The organism is Corynebacterium sp. NML140438 (assembly GCF_001875725.1).
Classification (GTDB): domain Bacteria; phylum Actinomycetota; class Actinomycetes; order Mycobacteriales; family Mycobacteriaceae; genus Corynebacterium.
Genome location: NZ_MLCQ01000017.1, coordinates 333,866 through 351,661, shown reverse-complemented (window position 1 = coordinate 351,661; position 17,796 = coordinate 333,866). Strand labels below are relative to the sequence as shown.

The 17,796-nt window shown below is 59.6% G+C and carries 18 protein-coding genes; 13 read left to right on the top strand and 5 right to left on the bottom strand.

Going from position 1 to position 17,796, the window contains the following annotated elements:
• Positions 1-16: 16 nt before the first annotated feature.
• The 5 genes from treY to BJP08_RS04675 form a co-directional block, all read right to left on the bottom strand.
• Positions 17-2,524 (bottom strand): malto-oligosyltrehalose synthase, encoded by a 2,508-nt coding sequence (gene treY / locus BJP08_RS04695; protein ID WP_071568605.1) that lies wholly within the window; start codon positions 2,522-2,524, stop codon positions 17-19.
• Positions 2,525-2,571: 47 nt separating this feature from the next.
• Positions 2,572-3,168 carry a hypothetical protein gene (locus BJP08_RS04690; RefSeq protein WP_143110013.1) on the bottom strand — a complete coding sequence of 199 codons (597 nt, stop codon included), beginning with the start codon at positions 3,166-3,168 and terminating at the stop codon, positions 2,572-2,574.
• A gap of 44 nt (positions 3,169-3,212) precedes the next feature.
• Positions 3,213-4,616, bottom strand: a complete 1,404-nt coding sequence (locus BJP08_RS04685; protein WP_071568485.1) for an exonuclease domain-containing protein — start codon at positions 4,614-4,616, stop codon at positions 3,213-3,215.
• 94 nt (positions 4,617-4,710) lie between these two features.
• Complete coding sequence (glgX, locus tag BJP08_RS04680) at positions 4,711-6,894, bottom strand: glycogen debranching protein GlgX (RefSeq protein WP_071568484.1); 2,184 nt, start codon at positions 6,892-6,894, stop codon at positions 4,711-4,713.
• 64 nt (positions 6,895-6,958) lie between these two features.
• A complete protein-coding gene (locus BJP08_RS04675; RefSeq protein ID WP_071568483.1) occupies positions 6,959-7,528 on the bottom strand; it encodes a TetR family transcriptional regulator in 570 nt (189 codons plus the stop codon).
• Between the two features lie 194 nt (positions 7,529-7,722).
• Here BJP08_RS04675 and BJP08_RS04670 point away from each other — a divergent pair, with 194 nt between their 5' ends.
• From BJP08_RS04670 to BJP08_RS04615, 13 genes are all read left to right on the top strand, one after another.
• Positions 7,723-8,412 (top strand): hypothetical protein, encoded by a 690-nt coding sequence (locus BJP08_RS04670; protein ID WP_071568482.1) that lies wholly within the window; start codon positions 7,723-7,725, stop codon positions 8,410-8,412.
• Positions 8,413-8,543: 131 nt separating this feature from the next.
• Complete coding sequence (locus BJP08_RS04665; protein WP_143110012.1) at positions 8,544-8,939, top strand: hypothetical protein; 396 nt, start codon at positions 8,544-8,546, stop codon at positions 8,937-8,939.
• A gap of 132 nt (positions 8,940-9,071) precedes the next feature.
• Entirely contained in the window at positions 9,072-10,385 is a 1,314-nt protein-coding gene (gene hisD, locus BJP08_RS04660) for a histidinol dehydrogenase (protein WP_071568480.1), read from the top strand.
• Positions 10,385-11,515, top strand: coding sequence for a histidinol-phosphate transaminase (locus BJP08_RS04655; protein ID WP_071568479.1), 1,131 nt, complete (start codon positions 10,385-10,387; stop codon positions 11,513-11,515). The genes hisD and BJP08_RS04655 overlap by 1 nt, the downstream gene beginning before the upstream one ends.
• Positions 11,505-12,107 carry an imidazoleglycerol-phosphate dehydratase HisB gene (gene hisB / locus BJP08_RS04650; protein WP_071568478.1) on the top strand — a complete coding sequence of 201 codons (603 nt, stop codon included), beginning with the start codon at positions 11,505-11,507 and terminating at the stop codon, positions 12,105-12,107. Before BJP08_RS04655 ends, hisB begins: the two co-directional genes overlap by 11 nt.
• A 21-nt stretch (positions 12,108-12,128) precedes the next feature.
• Positions 12,129-12,284 carry a hypothetical protein gene (locus BJP08_RS11595; protein WP_177221710.1) on the top strand — a complete coding sequence of 52 codons (156 nt, stop codon included), beginning with the start codon at positions 12,129-12,131 and terminating at the stop codon, positions 12,282-12,284.
• Between the two features lie 76 nt (positions 12,285-12,360).
• Positions 12,361-13,587, top strand: coding sequence for an MFS transporter (locus tag BJP08_RS04645; protein WP_083428419.1), 1,227 nt, complete (start codon positions 12,361-12,363; stop codon positions 13,585-13,587).
• 11 nt (positions 13,588-13,598) lie between these two features.
• Entirely contained in the window at positions 13,599-14,252 is a 654-nt protein-coding gene (gene hisH / locus BJP08_RS04640) for an imidazole glycerol phosphate synthase subunit HisH (RefSeq protein WP_255364759.1), read from the top strand.
• Positions 14,253-14,291: 39 nt separating this feature from the next.
• The gene (gene priA, locus BJP08_RS04635) at positions 14,292-15,041 is read left to right on the top strand and encodes a bifunctional 1-(5-phosphoribosyl)-5-((5-phosphoribosylamino)methylideneamino)imidazole-4-carboxamide isomerase/phosphoribosylanthranilate isomerase PriA (protein WP_071568476.1); all 750 of its coding nucleotides are present in this window, start codon (positions 14,292-14,294) and stop codon (positions 15,039-15,041) included.
• A 5-nt stretch (positions 15,042-15,046) separates the two neighbouring features.
• Positions 15,047-15,871: an inositol monophosphatase gene (locus BJP08_RS04630; RefSeq protein ID WP_071568475.1), complete on the top strand. Its 825-nt coding sequence runs from the start codon at positions 15,047-15,049 to the stop codon at positions 15,869-15,871.
• A gap of 70 nt (positions 15,872-15,941) precedes the next feature.
• The gene (gene hisF / locus BJP08_RS04625; RefSeq protein WP_071568474.1) at positions 15,942-16,715 is read left to right on the top strand and encodes an imidazole glycerol phosphate synthase subunit HisF; all 774 of its coding nucleotides are present in this window, start codon (positions 15,942-15,944) and stop codon (positions 16,713-16,715) included.
• Entirely contained in the window at positions 16,715-17,083 is a 369-nt protein-coding gene (gene hisI / locus BJP08_RS04620) for a phosphoribosyl-AMP cyclohydrolase (RefSeq protein WP_071568473.1), read from the top strand. Before hisF ends, hisI begins: the two co-directional genes overlap by 1 nt.
• On the top strand, positions 17,084-17,728 hold the full coding sequence (locus BJP08_RS04615; protein WP_071568472.1) for a TIGR02234 family membrane protein: 645 nt from the start codon (positions 17,084-17,086) through the stop codon (positions 17,726-17,728).
• Positions 17,729-17,796 lie beyond the last annotated feature (68 nt).

Sequence of the window (17,796 nt, the reverse complement as noted above, 5' to 3'; positions counted from 1 at the left end):
AGTGTACCGATTCATCCTAGTCGACGGCCTCTCGACGCTCCAACAGAGCAGTAGGAAGGTACTCGAGCAGGTGACTCACCTCAACGGTGCCACGAAACTCTCGTCCGGTGAAGCGCTCGAACCAGGTCCCCTCCGGCAGCGTCAGCGTAGTGTCATCCCATCCACCACGGTGAGCTAGCTCGAGTGGCTTCCGGGTCGCAACGGCGATGACGCCAATTTCACCAGTGTTCCTGTATTCCCGGGCGAAGCCAACAACGTGCTGCTGCGCAGGCCCGACGGCAAACACCGCGCGGTGCTTGCCTTCCGTAAACAACGCTGGTGTGCTGATACGCGCAGCGAGGCATTCTCGGATGACAAGTTGCTTGGCGGTATCAACCGAATCAGACAGGCCTGGCCAGGCAGCGCCCGACGAATCGTTGGGCTCGTAGCCCAAGAAGTCACCCAGATTGAACTGCGGTTGCTGCCGTGCATCGAGATACTGGTGCAGCGTTTGCGTGCGTGCGGTGTAGTCGATGAAGCTTCGGTTATCTGGGTCGACGAGCGTCGTTTCGAAGAACTCCATGCCCTGGTAGGTATCAGGAATGCCAGCGCCGGCAAGCTGGAGAACCTTACGCCCCAGCGTTACTGCGACCGCCCCCTCATGGATGGTTGACACGAAGTTCGTGATCAGTGAAGTCGCAGGCCCCGCCAGCACAGCGTTCACCCAATCGAGCACCAGCTGCTCGTACGCCTCATCCACGTCGAACCAGCTTGTATGCAGCGCTGCCTCACGCACCGCCTTGATCGTGTAATCATGTAGCCGTTGCGAAAGCGACTCCGTAACAATCCCATCCGCAGGCCAAACCCCCACGATATTCTGCAGTAAGAAATGCGCCGTGGCGTGGTCTGGCGGAGGCAACAGCGCGGTTGTCGTGTTCACTAACTCCGCAAACGCGTTTGGTACTTCGGCGATCTCCAACATCCGCGCGCGGGTATCTTCGGAGCGCTTCGTATCGTGGGTGCTCAGCGTCGTCATTGTTTGTGGCCACAGCTCTGCACGCTCCTGCTGCAGCAGGTGAAACTCCGCCGCGCCCACTCCGAAGCGACCCGGCGCGCCACCCACTTCTTGCAGCGCTACCAACCGGTTCGCCCTATAGAACAACGTGTCTTCGACCCCCTTCGCCATGACCGCACCACACACCTGCGCAAAGCGCGTACTGGCTTCGCCCTCAGCGAGCAGGGCAGCCGCGATGAGGTCGAGGGCGTCGCGTCGGGACGGGAAGCGTTGTGCCATATCGGCCACCACGGTGGCCGTGATCCTCGACAGTGATCGATAGTCAGCACGGTAGACCGGAATGGCGGCGACGAGCGCAATAACGGTGTCGACAAGGACTTCGTCAGAGACGGCGGAGCCGGCCGTCGAAAAGTTATCTCGCCGAATAGCGCGCGTGAGACGGCGAACCTCCGCCTGAAGCTCGTGCGTAGCGACCTCGCGTTTGAGCTGCAGCGCAGACGCATCGAGCGACGCCTGGTCCCACGTGGACCCTGATTGGCGCAGCGCGAGCATGCTGAGTGTGTCCTCAGCGGCTTGGTTGACGAAGATGCCGTCGAGTTCGCGAAGCGCGTCGTAGCCAGTGGTTCCGTTGACGCGAAGGCGCGGATCGAGTGGCTCATCGACCTCTAAGATCTTCTCGACGACCAGCCAGCGATCAGGACCAACAACATCACGAAGCCGCGACAGGTAATCAAAGGGGTCAGTGAGCCCGTCAGGATGATCGACGCGGACACCATCAATCAAGTCCTCCGCAACAAGCTGCCGGATGATTGCGTGGGTGTGCTCAAACACCGCGGGGTCTTCCTGGCGGATACCCGCAAGCCCGTTGACAGAGAAGAAGCGGCGGTAGGAAATGATGCCGTCGCGCCAGTACATCAGTTTGTAGGACTGGCGCTCGTACACCGCTTTCGGGTCATCATCGACGGAGGCGTACGTATCTGGCTTGAGGGGGAACAAGTTGTCGTAGTACGCCAGCACGACTTCGCTCTCCGGATCGTCAGGGTGCAAATGGCGCAGCGTAAGGGCGTCCTCATCGTCTTCCTGGCCAAAGATTGGGAGCCCGAGCTTTCCTCCTGCACCGTTGTCATCGTGCCAGTCGATATCGAAGTATCGCTCATACTCCGATTCGCGGCCATACTTGAGCACGTCCCACCACCAACTGTTGAGTTGCGGGGTAGCGACGCCCAAGTGATTCGGCACGATATCGATAATCACGCCGAGGTTGCTTGTTCTCGCCGCCTCAACAAAACGCCTGAAACCCGAAAGGCCGCCCAGCTCTGGGTTGACCACAGTGGGGTCGATGACGTCATAGTTGTGGTTCGAGGTCGGCATCGCCTGCAGAATAGGGGAGAGGTACACGTGCGAAATGCCGAGCTCTTCTAAGTAGGGCAGGCATTGCGCAGCCTGGTCGAAACCGAACCCGCGTCCGGACGGGTCGGCCTGCGGGCCACGCAGCTGGAGACGATACGTTGATGTAATCGGGGCTTTCAAAACATCCTCCTTGAAGTTACCAGCCACCCTAGTAGCTGTTCGCCCGCTTAGCTCCTTACGCGGGAATCGCAAGAAAGAGGAAAGCCCACCGAATACCGCATCACGTGCTCCGGCTTCGCCAACCGCAGGACATCGTCGAGAGGTGCATCGAAGACATACAGTTCCTGCTGATCACGAGAGTAAAACAGCAGCTCATTGTGCGGTAGCAGGACCCGGTCAGCATGGGAGTAGAGCGTCGAGAAGAGCTGTGGGTGGGCAAGCCACGACGCCGCATAGCCCGCTGAGCTTCTCACCCGTACCCCGTTGGGAACTACAGATCCCAACGAATCCTCCGCTAGCTCATAGTCGAGGGTCACACGGCCCTCGAGCAGATCGGTGCTCAACGTGCGCGCTGCCGAGTTCCACGCTTGGTGCACGGTCAGACCCATCGCACCGATGAACTGATGGGTCAGCCCCTGCACCGAGTCCGAATCAAAGACGCACACCAGACCAGGCGCCAAACTGATATATGCAGTCGAAGCACCGAAACCAGGAGTGAGCCATGCGCGTGAAGAACTCGACGTCACTTCACAACGCCGGGCCAGCCGGGGAAGGATAGGGACAAGTATCGACGGAGCGCACGTAGTGGGCATATGAGTAGTCATATGTAGTTAGACCCCTCAATCCCGAGAACGGTTCCCAAGAAGTTCTAGAACGGTGGGTCCTCGTTCAGTCCCAACGCATCAAGCAGCTGCTCAGCCTTCCAAATCGCCAGGTCTTGGCCCTGTTCAATGAGCTGCCGAGCCCGCTTCTCCTTCGAAGTCATCGACCCCCATTCACCAACCACAAGGATGGTGGTCTTCTTTGTGACGTTCTTGCCCACCTGGCCGCCATGAGCCGCGATGCCTTGCCACAGTGCACCCTTATCAAACGGAGAAAACTCACCAGTCAGCGTCACGTTTTGCCCAAATAGTGGCGACGACGGGTCCGCGTCGAGCGCTGGTTCTGGCACTGTGTCTGGGGTTGCCACAGCCTGCCAAGGCGCAGGCTTGCGCCCAGAATTTTCTTTCCGCGTGCTCGTTGCGGAAGGCCCAGCCTGGTTGCTACCCGCCGGCGCAGGCACCGCAGCGGCGCCAGCTTCGACGCCACCCTTCGCGATCTGTTCTGCCTGCAGCGCCCTGCCCGCGCCGGAGCGATCCCTCAACACGGGAGTGACACGCTGCGCATCGATCGCCCCCAAGGTGAAACCAGCATCATGAACGAACCCCACAAGTGAACCCTGGTAGTGCGCTTGACGCGCCAAACCCACCATGATCCCCGCACACGCCGCAGCATCCGCGCAGGCATCGTGGTGTTGCTCCAGGGGCACGCCAAAGTGTGTCGCCAGCGTGGGCAGCTTGTGATTTTCCACGTCAAGGTCGAACGAACGCGCCTGCGCCAACGAACACCCGAAGAGCAACTGCGGAGCCTCCATACCGCTTGCCGTAGCTGCTTGGAACAACGCAGAGCTATCAAAATATGCGTTATGCGCGACCAGCGGGAGATCACCAGCGAACTCGACCAGCTTCGAAATACACTCAGCCGCGCTTGGAGCATTCTCTACATCTTCCTGACGAATCCCATGAATCGCCACGTTATGCGGATCAAACTCTGCCCACCGATCCGGTGGTGTACACAGCCAGGACACCCGGTCAGACTCAACGCCATCGATCACCTTCACCGCGCCAATTTGGCAGACAGAGCCCCACTGCTGGTTCGCGGTTTCTACATCGAAAGCAACGAAACTAAAACCATGAACACCGTCCGACATATCCGACGCCGAGTCAGACGAAGGGGCGTCGCCACGCTGCGCAGCCGCAATAGCAGATTCAAGCTCGCGCATGGAGTCACCCGCACCCGGCGCAAACGTAATCTCGACGACGCTGTCACCTGAAGCAACGCTCACCGTACCGGTGCTCCAACCATCGCCTTCTGAAATCACGACCTGCGTGATCCCCTCGATCGGAATGCTCACTGGCTCGCTCGAACCAGTGAGTGCAGCCTCCAACGCAGTTGGAGTTACAACCAGCTGTGTATTCGAAACACTCAACGTTGCACGGCAGGAAGTAATCACAGGGCATTGCTCCAATCAAAAATCCGGTAGGTGAGTAGCACACATACTACTCACCTACCGGACACGAACTTTCCAGTGGGCAAACACCCAGGTCTTACGCCTCTTCGCGAACCGGAGCGCCGATTTGCTTCAGCACCACGGTGGAGCGCGCCGGGACGACTGTGGTCTCGGAAGCATCGATCGTCACCGTGCTTGCGGGGTACCCCAACGGCTCGGTGGTATCGATGAGGACCTCCCAGCTCGATCCGAACTCCTGTGAAGGCAACGTGAACTCGATATCTTCGTAATGGGCGTTAAACATCAAGATGAACGAATCGTCATGCACGCGCTGCCCGCGAGCGTCCGGTTCCGCGATGGCGTCGCCGTTGAAGTACACCATCAACGCCTTGCCGAAGGCGAAGTCCCAGTCAGACTGCGTCATCAGTTCGCCGGACGGGACCAGCCAAGCAATCTCGCGGTCGACTGCATCCGTGCCAAGCGCACCGCCCTCCAAGAATCGGCGCCTACGAAAGACCGGGTGAGCCTTGCGGATAGCGATGAGCCTCTTGGTGAATTCGTGCAGCTGCTCACCGTCGTCGAGCTGCGCCCAGTTCATCCACGCAATTTCGTTGTCCTGGCAGTACACGTTGTTGTTGCCGCCCTGGGTGCGGGCAAGCTCATCACCGTGGGAGATCATCGGCGTGCCCTGGGAGAGCAGCAGCGTCGTCAAGAAGTTGCGACGCTGTTGCGCACGCAGCTGGTTAACCTCTGGGTCGTCCGTTGGCCCCTCGACGCCACAGTTCCAGGAACGGTTGTGGCTTTCGCCGTCGCGGTTGTCCTCGCCATTAGCCTCGTTGTGCTTGTGGTTGTAGGACACCAGATCATTCAACGTAAAGCCGTCGTGGGCCGTAATGAAGTTGATCGACGCAGTAGGGCGACGGCCATTGTGCTGGTACAAGTCCGAGGATCCCGTCAGGCGGGACGCGAACTCACCAAGCGTGGCGGGCTCTCCGCGCCAGAATTCGCGCATGGTGTCGCGGTACTTCCCGTTCCACTCACTCCACAAAGCGGGGAAGTTCCCCACCTGGTAACCGCCTTCGCCGACGTCCCATGGCTCGGCAATGAGTTTTACCTGGGAAACAACCGGGTCCTGCTGGACGAGGTCGAAGAAGGTGGCTAGGCGGTCTACATCTGAAAACTCGCGAGCGAGGGTTGACGCCAAGTCGAAGCGGAAGCCGTCGACGCGCATCTCCGTGACCCAGTACCGCAGAGAATCCATGATGAGCTGCAGCGAGTGCGGGTCGCGCACGTTGAAGGAGTTGCCGGTGCCGGTGTAGTCCATGTAATGGAACTTGTCTTCATGCACGAGGCGGTAGTACGCCTCATTGTCGATCCCGCGGAATGCAATGGTGGGGCCGAGGTGGTTGCCTTCGGCAGTGTGGTTGTATACGACGTCAAGGATGACTTCCATGCCAGCCTCGTGGTACGCCCGAACCATGCCCTTGAACTCGGCGACGGCGTCGCTTGGCTGCGCAGCAGCTGCATAGTTGTTCTCGGGAGCAAAGAAACCAAAGGTGTTATAGCCCCAGTAGTTGCGCAGCCCAAGGTCGCGCAGTCGACCGTCTTGCAGGAACTGGTGGACCGGCAGGAGCTCAACGGAGGTGACGCCCAAGTCCTTGAGATAGTTCACCACCGCGGGGTGAGCCATGCCAGCGTAGGTGCCACGAAGGTTTTCCGGCACGTCGGGGTGTGTCTGGGTCATGCCTTTGACATGGCATTCGTAGATGACAGTTTCCTCATCAGGGATGCGAGGTGCGCGATCATCACCCCAGTCGAAGAAGGGGTTGATGACGACAGAGAGCATCGTGTGACCCAACGAGTCTTCCTCGTTACGGCCGGTGCCCGGGACCTCTGCGTTGATGTCGTATGAAAAGAGCGAAGAATGCTGCGAGAAGTCGCCGTCGAACGCGCGGGCGTAGGGGTCAACGAGCAGCTTGTTTGCATCGCAGCGTTTGCCGTTCGCCGGGTCCCAGGGGCCGTGAACACGGTAGCCGTATCGCTGTCCAGGGGTAATTCCGGGAAGGTAGGCGTGCCAAACGTGGTTGTCTACCTCTTCAAGTTCTATGCGAGTCTCTGCGCCTTCATCGTCGATGAGGCAAAGTTCAACTTTCTCCGCAACTCTTGAAAAGAGTGTGAAATTCGTTCCGGCACCGTCGTAGGTAGAACCTAGCGGGTACGAGGAACCAGGCCACACGACAACCTCATCCGCGGGCTTTGGGGAAGAAGAGCTTTGAGTCATAAGGAATTACCATAGTGCACCCTCAGAAGTTCGACGCATTGCGAAACTCGCGCCAGTCCGGCCGTCAACAGTCAGCGTGCATTCCCCGAACGATGAGATCGATGGAGTAAGCAAATGCTTCCTCGCGCTCGTCAATGGGGGAATGGATCAAGGATTCCTTCGGTTTTGTGGCTGTTACCAGCTGTGATTCGGTTTGCTGCACGAGGGCGCTGCCCAGGATGAGGTGAAGAAGTGCGTCGGCGGCTGCGCGGAGTCGAGTTATCGACGCCCCTTCGACCTCTCCCGTCAATGATGTGATGAAAAAGCGTTGGAGCTGGGAGTGTATCGGAGATTCCGGGTTGCCAACGGCTGTGACCGTTACCTCAGCCCCATCTCGGATACTGAGTAAGCATTTGCGGAGGAGCGTCGCCGCGTCTTTCGTCGAAAGGGTCGGCAAAGAAGGGTCCGTAATTGGTGCGACAATGCGCTCGGCGAGGCGCGCTACTAAGTCTTGCTTACTTGCCACGTGCCAGTACAGTGCCGACGGTGCGACGTCGAGCTCCTTGGCGATCCTGCGCATTGACACATCGGCTAGGCCGTATGACCGGAGTAAATCCATCGCAGTGATCGTGATCTGATCCACGGACAGGTGCATGTACGCCCATGTTACCTGCCGTTGGGTGGTAAGGGGACCGACGTTTACAACAAGTTCACAGAGAGTGTTCAGATGCTTGGTACCGGGGCGTAATTAGGCCAGCAGCAATGCGTGGTTAAAATTGGCATCAACGATTTTTAACGTAACAGGCTGGGCACAACAGTTGTGCCGGTCGCTGTAAGGAGAGATACGTCGTGAGGATTTCCACCACTGGTTCCAAGGTTGCTGCAGCTGCAGTTGTTGCATTGGCAATGTCATTGACAGCGTGTGGCTCTGATGACGAGACCGCGGGCGGCGGGCTGTCCACCGCTGCCAGCGCTCCGAATTCGGCGGCTTCCGAGAAGGATAAGGGCGAGAAGCCCGCGAAGGAAGAACCGAAGAAGGACGAAAAGGACAAGAAGAAGTCCGACGATAAAAAGCAGACGGACGCGCAGGGGGAGCCGGGCGCGATCCCAACGATTGCGAACCCGTTTGAGGACGGAGAGTTTGCTGTTCCAACTTTCGAGCCAATCGAGGGCGGTAAAGAAGGCACCGAAGCGCAGCGCAAGGAAATGGAAGACGTGGTTCGCAAGGTGACGAACCCAGAGTCTTTCGAAAAGTGGACGCGCGTCATTTTGGATAACTCCTGTAAGAAGATCACTGAGCCTGCGCTGGAGGAGATGGAACGTCAAGGCGTTTCCCTCGAGGTGATTGAGCAGGCTGCACGTATGCAGGAAGAAGCCGGCCAGGCGATTGAAATCCCGAAGACTGAAATCTCACTCAGTGACGTTCGCGTCGATGGCGACCATGCTTCGGCGACGGTGAAGTCGAATAACTCCGAGGGTGAAAAGACCCAGACTCAGCTCTTCACCCACGAAGACGGCCGCTGGAAGCTGTGCAACTAGCACAACCACAGCCCGACTCAAGGCCGCGCGCCACGATCCACGCTGGCGCCGGCCTTCTTTTCGTTGGGCTCGTCAGCGGAGTAATCGGTGGGGGAGTGTGGGCGTGGCTACGTCCCCCAATAGTGGCCGTCGTGTCCGATGGCGCGTTCGTTATTGATCAAGTTGAGACTGTGAAGAACGCCCAGTTTGCCGGGCTGGGGTGGCTGGCAATAGTCCTGTTGGTAGTCGGGTTGATCGTCGGCGTTGCGGGCAGGGGCCGCCGAGGTGGTGGCCAGTTTACGTGGTTTGCCTGGCAGCTTGTCGTTGCGGCGCTCGCGGGAGCAGTTGTGTTGGCCATCGGTGGAATCGTCACCGACTGGCTTATTGCAATGCCTGAGCACGCCGAAGGATTTGAGGACGGGCAACGGATTAGCGTATTCCCGCCTGTTACGTCGAGCGTGGTGCTGTGCCTCGCGCCGTTGGTCACCGGGATAGTTGCGTGGTGGCGTCTCGTACTGCAATCTCTCGACACCCCCGAAATAGTGTGAACCGCCATATTCTCTGGGTGAAAGTTCTGGGGCGACGTCCTATTTAGTCTGAACAGCTTTTTCCTGTCTGCCGGTGAATACAATAAATGCGGTACGTACTGTGCTCGTTTGTTGAATGTGGGAGACACGAAAATGCTGAGAGTTACCGACCTTCGGGGGACAACCCCAACGACCGCCGCACTACGCAGGGCACTGCCACGCGGTGGTGTAGATGTCCATGCGGTGCTCCCCGCAGTCACGCCGATCGTCGAGTCAGTCCGTGACGGTGGTGCCGAAAAGGCTCTTGAGTACGGTGAGCAATTCGATGGGATCCGTCCCGCCTCAGTGAGGGTGCCGGCGGACGTGATCCAGGAGGCCGTCGACAAGCTGGATCCTGAGCTGCGCTCTGCACTTGAAGTGGCCATCGAGCGGATCCGGAAAGTCCACGCCGAGCAGAAACCGCAGCCACACACCACGACGCTTGCGGAAGGCGCGACCGTCACCGAGACCTTCATTCCGGTCTCGCGCGTGGGGCTCTACGTGCCAGGAGGGAAAGCTGTCTACCCCTCGAGCGTGCTGATGAACGTCATCCCTGCTCAAGAGGCCGGTACTGACAGTATGGTGGTGTGCACACCACCGCAGGAAGAGTTCGGGGGCTGGCCTCACCCGACAACGCTGGCAGCATGCGCGCTTCTTGGTGTCGACGAAGTGTGGGCTGTCGGTGGTGCGCAAGCGATTGCTCTGTTGGCATACGGCGACGATGTATGTGAGCTTGAGCCCGTCGATATGGTGACTGGACCGGGCAACATTTACGTCGCAGCTGCGAAGCGTGTGGTCAACGGAACGGTAGGCATCGACGCTGAGGCCGGGCCGAGTGAGATTGCGGTGATTGCCGACGACAGTGCGGATGCAGAGTACGTTGCCTTGGACCTCATCTCGCAGGCAGAACACGACGAGCAGGCGGCTAGCGTCCTGATCACCGACTCGGAGGAGTTGGCGGAGCAGGTTGGTCAGCTCGTCGAGGCACGCTCGAAGGAAACACTGAACGCCGAGCGTGCCTCCACCGCGCTGGGCGGCAAGCAGTCGGGCATCATCTTGGTGGATGACATCGACGACGCAGTTGCCGTAGCAGACGTGTACGCAGCAGAGCACCTTGAGGTGCACACCCGAAATGCTCGCGCGGTTGCCGAGCAGGTTCGAAACGCTGGCGCTATTTTCGTCGGTCCCTACTCGCCGGTTCCACTCGGCGACTACGCGGCCGGATCGAACCACGTCCTGCCGACTTCCGGAACAGCCCGATTCAACCCGGGTCTGTCCACGCTGACATTCCTCAAACCTGTCAACCTCATCGAGTACGACAAGAGCGCACTCGCAGAAATTGCCGAAGACATCATGGTGCTTGCCGCAGAGGAGCAGCTGCCGGCACACGGTGAAGCTATCAAGGCACGCGGGAAAGGAACCAAATAATGTCCGCTGGTGCTTTGACGATCGCTCAGGACGTTACCCTTGATTCGCTGCCACTGCGCGACGAGCTGCAGGGAAAGAACCCTTACGGCGCCCCGCAGCTGCAGGTCCCTGTCGCGCTGAACACGAACGAGAACCCGTACCCGCCTTCTGACGCACTCATTGAGGACCTGGTTGCTGAGGTTGAAGCGGCAGCACGTTCGCTCAACCGGTACCCGGAGCGCGACGCTGTCCTGCTGCGGGAGGACCTAGCCGCATACGTGTCGAAGCAGACCGGGGTCAAGGTCAGCAAGGACAACGTTTGGGCAGCGAACGGTTCGAACGAGATTCTGCAGCAGTTACTGCAAGCGTTCGGCGGTCCCGGGCGTAGTGCGATGGGCTTCGTCCCGAGCTACTCGATGCACCCAATCTTGGCGGCAGGTACGCAAACAGCATTCATCCCTGTGGCCCGCAACGAGGCATTCGACATCGACGTGCAGGAAGCTGTGCAGGCCGTCGAGAAGCACGCGCCGGACGTCATTTTTATTACGACGCCGAATAACCCAACCGGTGGGGAGACCTCGCTCGAGGACATTGAAACGATCGTGCAAGCAGCGCCGGGAATCGTCATTATTGACGAGGCGTACGCCGAGTTTTCGGATTCGCCGTCCGCGACAACGCTGTTGGCTAAATACCCGGAGAAGCTTGTTGTGTCCCGAACAATGTCGAAGGCGTTCGACTTCGCTGGCGCGCGATTGGGCTACTTCGTTGCAGCCCCCGCGTTTATCGACGCCGTCATGCTCGTGCGCTTGCCGTACCACCTCTCTGTGCTCTCCCAGGTCGCGGCACGTGTGGCGCTGAAGCACGCAGGGGACACGCTCGCGACGGTGGATAAGCTTGCGCAAGAGCGCGTCAGGGTGCAGGCAGCATTGGAAGAGATGGGCTACGAGGTTGTGCCGAGCTCCTCGAACTTTATTTTCTTCGGCCCGTTCGGCGACGCCAACTCCACCCACGCAGCGTGGCAGCAGTTCCTCGACTGTGGCGTGCTGATTCGCGACGTCGGCGTCGCAGGTCACCTCCGTGTGACTGTTGGTCTTGATAGCGAAAACGATGCCTTCTTAGAGGCTGCAAGAAAGGTACTTCATGGCGAATAGGGTAGGAACCGCACAGAGGAAGACGTCGGAGTCAGACATCACGGTGTCCATCGATCTTGATGGAACGGGAGTGACCGACATCGACACTGGTCTGCCGTTCTTCGACCATATGCTCACAGCATTCGGCGCGCATGGCGCGTTTGACCTCACTGTGCACGCGAAGGGCGACACTGAGATCGACGCCCACCACACAGTGGAAGACACCGCGATCACGCTCGGGTGGGCGCTCTTGGACGCGATCGGGGACAAGCGCGGTATTCGACGTTTCGGGTCGATGCTGTTGCCGATGGACGAGACGCTCGTTGAGGCAGTGGTCGACCTGTCTGGGCGCCCGTACTTCGTGATGAACGGCGAGCCTGAGCACATGGACTGGCAGATCATTGGCGGGCACTACGCCACGGTCATCAACCGCCACTTTTTTGAAACGCTGGCATACAACGCCCGGATGACGTTGCACGTGAACGTGCGCTATGGGCGCGACCCTCACCACATCACGGAAGCCGAGTTCAAGGCTGTGGCCCGGAGTCTGCGCGCTGCGGTTGATGCGGACCCAAAGATTACAGGTGTTCCGTCGACAAAGGGTGCGTTATAGGTGGGAGGCATTCCAGCAAGCATGGCTGTGCTTGGCCTCTTCGTCTTAGCTGGTGTGCTGGCAGGCGGAGTGTGGTCAACGTACCAGCGAGGGTTGAGGGTGCCGACCGCAGTGTTAGCCTTAGCTACTGCGCTCGCGCTGGCGCTTGCACTGATGGCAATGATGGAGGTTATGTAGTTTGAAGTTCTTCCCACCAACACCGCTTACTGTTGAGGAAATCAACTCGGTCTCGAGCGTTTGGAAAGCACGTGGCATGAAGCCCGTGTTGCTCGCGGTAATGACAGCCTTCGTCGCATGGGCGATCTTGTTGCCGGTGATTCCTACAGCGGTGCTTGATGCGGGGGGAACTGAAACGCTTGCAGGCCTGACCACTGGCGTGTTCATGCTGGCGACAGTACTGACACAGATGATGACGCCTGTGCTGCTGCGCAAGTTTGGTTTCGGCCTGATTATGGGGCTGTCGTCGCTGCTGCTGGGCGTTCCAGCATTTGCTTATGCGCTTGGTATGGAAGCCGGTACGGTGCTGACCGTCAGCGCGATCCGTGGGGTCGGGTTTGGTGCTTTGACTGTCGCGGAAGCAGCTGTCGTCGCAGAGCTCGTGCCACGCCGTCTCTTGGGCCGGGCGACGGGCACCCTTGGCATCATGGTGGGATTGTCCCAGATGGTTGGACTGCCGTCGGGCCTCGCGCTCGCCAACCTCATCGGCTATAACGCTGTGTACTACATCGCGGCGGGCATCGGTCTCGCCTCCTTGGTGGCCTGCCTGTTTATCCCAGCTGTGCCGCGATCGAGTCGCGACGAGCTGAGCGTCGCGAATGTCCATGTCCCGATGTGGCGTCTTGTGCTTGTTCCGGGCATGGCGCTAATGTTCGTGACCTCCGCGTACGGGGCGATCACAAACTTCCTTCCTGCGGCAATGCGCGACCTCGATCCCGCGAAGGGCGCGGCCCTTGGCGGGGTGATGCTGGGCGTGATGAACTTTGCGTCCATGCTGTCGCGCTACGCTGCTGGCCGGGTCATGGACCGCAAGGGGTACCCGGGCAGCATCCTGATTCCATGCCAGTTCATCTCCGCAGCCGGTGTCTTCGTGATAGCACTCATCCTGCTGCTCGACCTGCCGGTGTGGTGGATGGCGTTGGCAGCCCTGATCTATGGCGCCGGTTTCGGCGCGGTGCAGAACGAGGCGCTGACCCTGATGTTTTACCGCCTTCCCCGTTCGAAGAGTTCCGAGGCTTCCGCTGTTTGGAATATCGCTTTCGATGGCGGCACAGGATTGGGGTCGACGATGTACGGCATGCTGCTGACCATGATGATGTTCACCCCGATGTTTGGGATCGCGGCGGCTGTGATCCTGATCGGCGTGGTGATCACGCTGTTGGATAGGCAACTGGGTAAGCACCGCGTCGTCGAGGTGAATAATTTGTCGGTGCGTCTAAAAAATGTGCAGCCCCCGCGCCTCTACCGGAGAAATGGGCGCTAGAATCAGTTTCCATGACTGTGAACGACATGCCACAACCCCATGTTGCACTGCTTGATTACGGGGCAGGAAATATCCGATCCGCTCAGCGCGCCCTCGAACAAGTTGGGGCACGCGTGAGCGTTACCTCAGACCCCGGAGTGGCAGTCGAGGCTGCTGGCCTACTTGTTCCAGGGGTCGGAGCGTTTGACGCGTGCATGCGGGGATTGCAGGCGATGCATGGCGGCCGGATTATCGGTCAGCGCCTTGCTGGCGGGCGTCCTGTCCTTGGCATCTGCGTTGGGATGCAGATTCTGTTCGAGCGCGGTGTGGAGCACGGGATCGACACCGCTGGGCTGGAGGAGTGGCCGGGAACCGTCGAAAAGCTCCAAGCCCCTGTGCTTCCACACATGGGGTGGAACACCGTCGATACTGTCGACGGTTCACGCATGTTCGACGGCATTGACGCCGATGAGCGGTTCTACTTCGTACATTCCTACGGCGTGCGCGAATGGACGTTGCAAGCTGATGAGTTCATCGCGCCGCCACTGGTGCATTGGTCGGAGCACGGGGGAGACAGGTTCGTAGCCGCCGTCGAAAATGGTCCGCTATGGGCGACGCAGTTCCACCCGGAAAAGTCTGGCGATGCTGGGCTGCACTTGCTAGAAAACTGGGTCAAGACGCTATAGAGACCTCCGGAGCCAGTCGAGTTGGATATGATGAGCACCATGACTTTTACCTTGTTGCCTGCTGTAGATGTTGTCCAAGGTCAGGCCGTGCGGCTGGACCAAGGGGAAGCCGGAACCGAGAAAAGCTACGGGGACCCTCTGGAGGCTGCTCGCCGGTGGGAAGACCAAGGAGCTGAGTGGCTCCACTTTGTGGATTTGGACGCTGCGTTTGGGCGCGGCTCGAATCATGAATTGATGGCGGAAATCACTGCGCAGCTGGGAATCGCTGTCGAGCTGACAGGCGGCATTCGTGACGACGCCAGCCTCGAACGCGCGCTTGCCACTGGCGCGAAGCGTGTCAACATTGGTACCGCGGCGCTGCAACAACCAGACTGGACCTGCCAGCTGATTGAGCGCTACGGCGACAAGATTGCAATCGATATTGCAGTTCGAGAAACCGACGGCGAGTGGCGCACGAAGGGCAACGGGTGGACCTCTGATGGGGGTGACCTGTGGGAGGTGCTGGAGCGTTTCGATGCCGTCGGTTGCAGCCGTTTCGTGGTCACCGACGTCAGCAAGGATGGCACGCTCGCGGGGCCGAACATCGAACTTTTGCGTGAAGTTGCCGCGGCAACAGACGCGAACATCACAGCTTCTGGTGGTATTGCTTCTCTCGATGATGTCGTCGACGTTGCGCGTTACGCTGACGAGGGGATTGATTCGGTCATTATTGGCAAGGCGCTCTATGAGCGGCGTTTCACGCTCAGTGAGGCGCTAGAGGCCGTCGCAAAGGTATCGAAAGGCGAGTAGGCAGCGTGCGGGATCTGCAGGCATACCGAACCATCGCGTTGGGAGCGGTTGATGAAGCCGCCGAGCTGTTTCAGACGCATATCGGTGCAGCTCCGACGCTTTTTAAAGGCGAAGGTGACTTCGCCACCGAAGCAGACCTCGCGATTGAGTCTTTGCTGCGGAAGCGACTGACCGATGCGACGGGCATTCCTGTGTTCGGAGAGGAACATGGCGGCGACCTGAATGCTGAAGCGTGCTGGGTACTCGACCCAATTGATGGGACATCCAACTACTCGTGCGGCAACCCAATGTGTGCGATCTTGGTCGCCCTCCTTATCGACGGCCAACCGGTCGTCGCCGTGACCGACATGCCGCTGTTGGGACATCGAATGCACGCGATCGAGGGGGAGTCCGTCGTGCTTGACGGCAACCCGCTTCCTGCGCTTCCGCAAGGCGTTGACCCGCGAACGACCGCTGCGCAGGTGGGGGTGGCAACTGTCGGGGCGGACGACCGTGCCGCGTTCCCAGCAGACGGTCGCCTTTCGTTTATTGGCGGCCTCGCAGCCGCTTCGCTGCGGCCACGCATGACGGGGTCGGTGGGCGTTGACCTAGCATTTGTTGCAGCGGGATCGTTTCAGGCCAGTGTCAGTTTTTCCCCGCACGTGTGGGATAACGCCGCAGGCGTCTTGTTTGGGCGGTGCGCGGGAGCGACTGTGACGGACGTGTACGGGCAGCCGTGGGCGATGGGTTCGACTGGAGCGATCATCGGCACCAGTGCAGCGCATGCGACTGCGCTCGCGACAGTCCAGCAATGCTTTGAAAGCCCAGATAGCGATAGTGCTTCGCGGTAGTATGTAGTTTCCGGAACGCATGAGCGGGCTGGAGTAGCGTGGCACAAAACTTGTATGGAGGGTAATTACCTTGTCTGTTGCAATCCGAGTGATTCCTTGCCTCGACGTGGACGACGGGCGGGTAGTGAAAGGCGTCAATTTTGAGAACCTGCGGGATGCAGGTGACCCCGTGGAGCTTGCACAGCGCTATGGGATGGAAGGCGCCGATGAGCTCACGTTTTTGGACGTGACGGCTTCGCGTGAAGGCCGGGGTACGATGCTCGAGGTGGTCCGAAAGACTGCGGAGCAGGTATTCATTCCGCTCACCGTTGGTGGTGGCGTTCGTAGCGTCGAAGACGTGTCAGAACTGCTGCGTGCAGGCGCGGACAAAGTTAGCGTGAATACAGCAGCGATTCACCGTCCGGAGTTGCTGCGGGAACTCAGCGAGAAATTCGGCGCACAGTGCATCGTGCTGTCTGTCGACGCGCGCCGTGTACCAGAGGGAGGCATTCCTCAGCCGTCTGGGTTTGAGGTGACAACGCATGGTGGCACGCGCTCTGCTGGACTCGACGCGGTGGAGTGGGCCCGTACCGGGCAGGACTTGGGCGTCGGTGAGATCTTGCTGAACTCGATGGACGGCGATGGCACCAAGTCCGGGTTTGATCTCGAGCTGCTGGAGAAGGTGCGCTCGGCGGTGAGTATTCCGGTGATCGCATCCGGTGGGGCAGGCAAGGCTGCCGATTTCCCGCCAGCGGTGAAAGCCGGTGCAGACGCAGTACTCGCGGCATCGATCTTCCACTTTGGGGAAGTCAGCATCGCAGAGGTAAAAGATGCGCTTCGAAACGAAGGATTTGAGGTTCGATAATGACGGAACCGCGCCCAGAAGATGCCGTATTAGACCCCGAAATCGCGGCCCGTTTGAAAACGAACGAACGTGGCCTGGTGCCCGCCGTAGTTCAGGAGGCTGACACCGGCGAGGTGCTCATGATGGCCTGGATGGATGAGCGTGCGCTGGCATACACTTTGCAAACGCGACGGGGGACTTACTTTTCACGCTCCCGCAACGAGTATTGGATTAAGGGCCTGACCAGTGGTGCGGTCCAGAAGGTGCGCGAGGTGCGTCTTGACTGCGATGGGGACACGCTGTTGGTGAAGGTGAAACAAACGAACGGTGCCTGCCATACTGGGGACCGAACGTGCTTTGACGCCGACGTGTTGCTGGAGGATAACTAGGTGAATACGGCGAACCGCGTCGGAGCTGTGCTAGTCGGCGCCGGCGGCGCGCTGACATGGGTAGGCGCCAGGATGGACTGGTTCACCGTCGAGGTATTCGACGATCGTGCTGGTGCCAGTACCGCGACGGTCGATGGATCGACGTGGTCGACGGAGATTGCGGCGGTGTCGCTGCTGCTCATCGTCGCGATGATCGCGATCTTCGCGCTGCGGCGTTTTGGGCGTCGACTTGTTGGCGTCGTGGCAGCGCTCGGGGCCGTCGGCGCGGGAGCCTCAGGCCTGCGGGCGTTAGTAAGCGAGCCAGACCAGGGCCGTCTGCATACGCTGCTGAGCGCTGGCAGCGGGGACCAGGGCGGTGCGGCGAGCGAAGGTGCTATCGCTGCTTGGGCGGAGATCACGCAAGTCCAGCAGCACAGCACGGGGGTTGCGCTGGTCGTCGTGGGGGCGTTGCTCGGGTTGCTGGGAGCGCTCCTCGTGGTGGCTCGCCCTGGGGTTGATTCCGCGAAACTCAATAAATACGAGACTGAGGCTGTGCGTCGCGAAAAGCTAGGTGAGGACCTGGCAGCCCGGCCCGACTCTGGCCGTGTCATGTGGGACGCCTTGGACTCGGGCATCGACCCAACCGACGACGAGGCTGCCCGTTAAATATTCGGTATACCCCCGTGAAATTTCATGAACTAAATATGCGCGGGCTACCCTGACAACTGCAACAA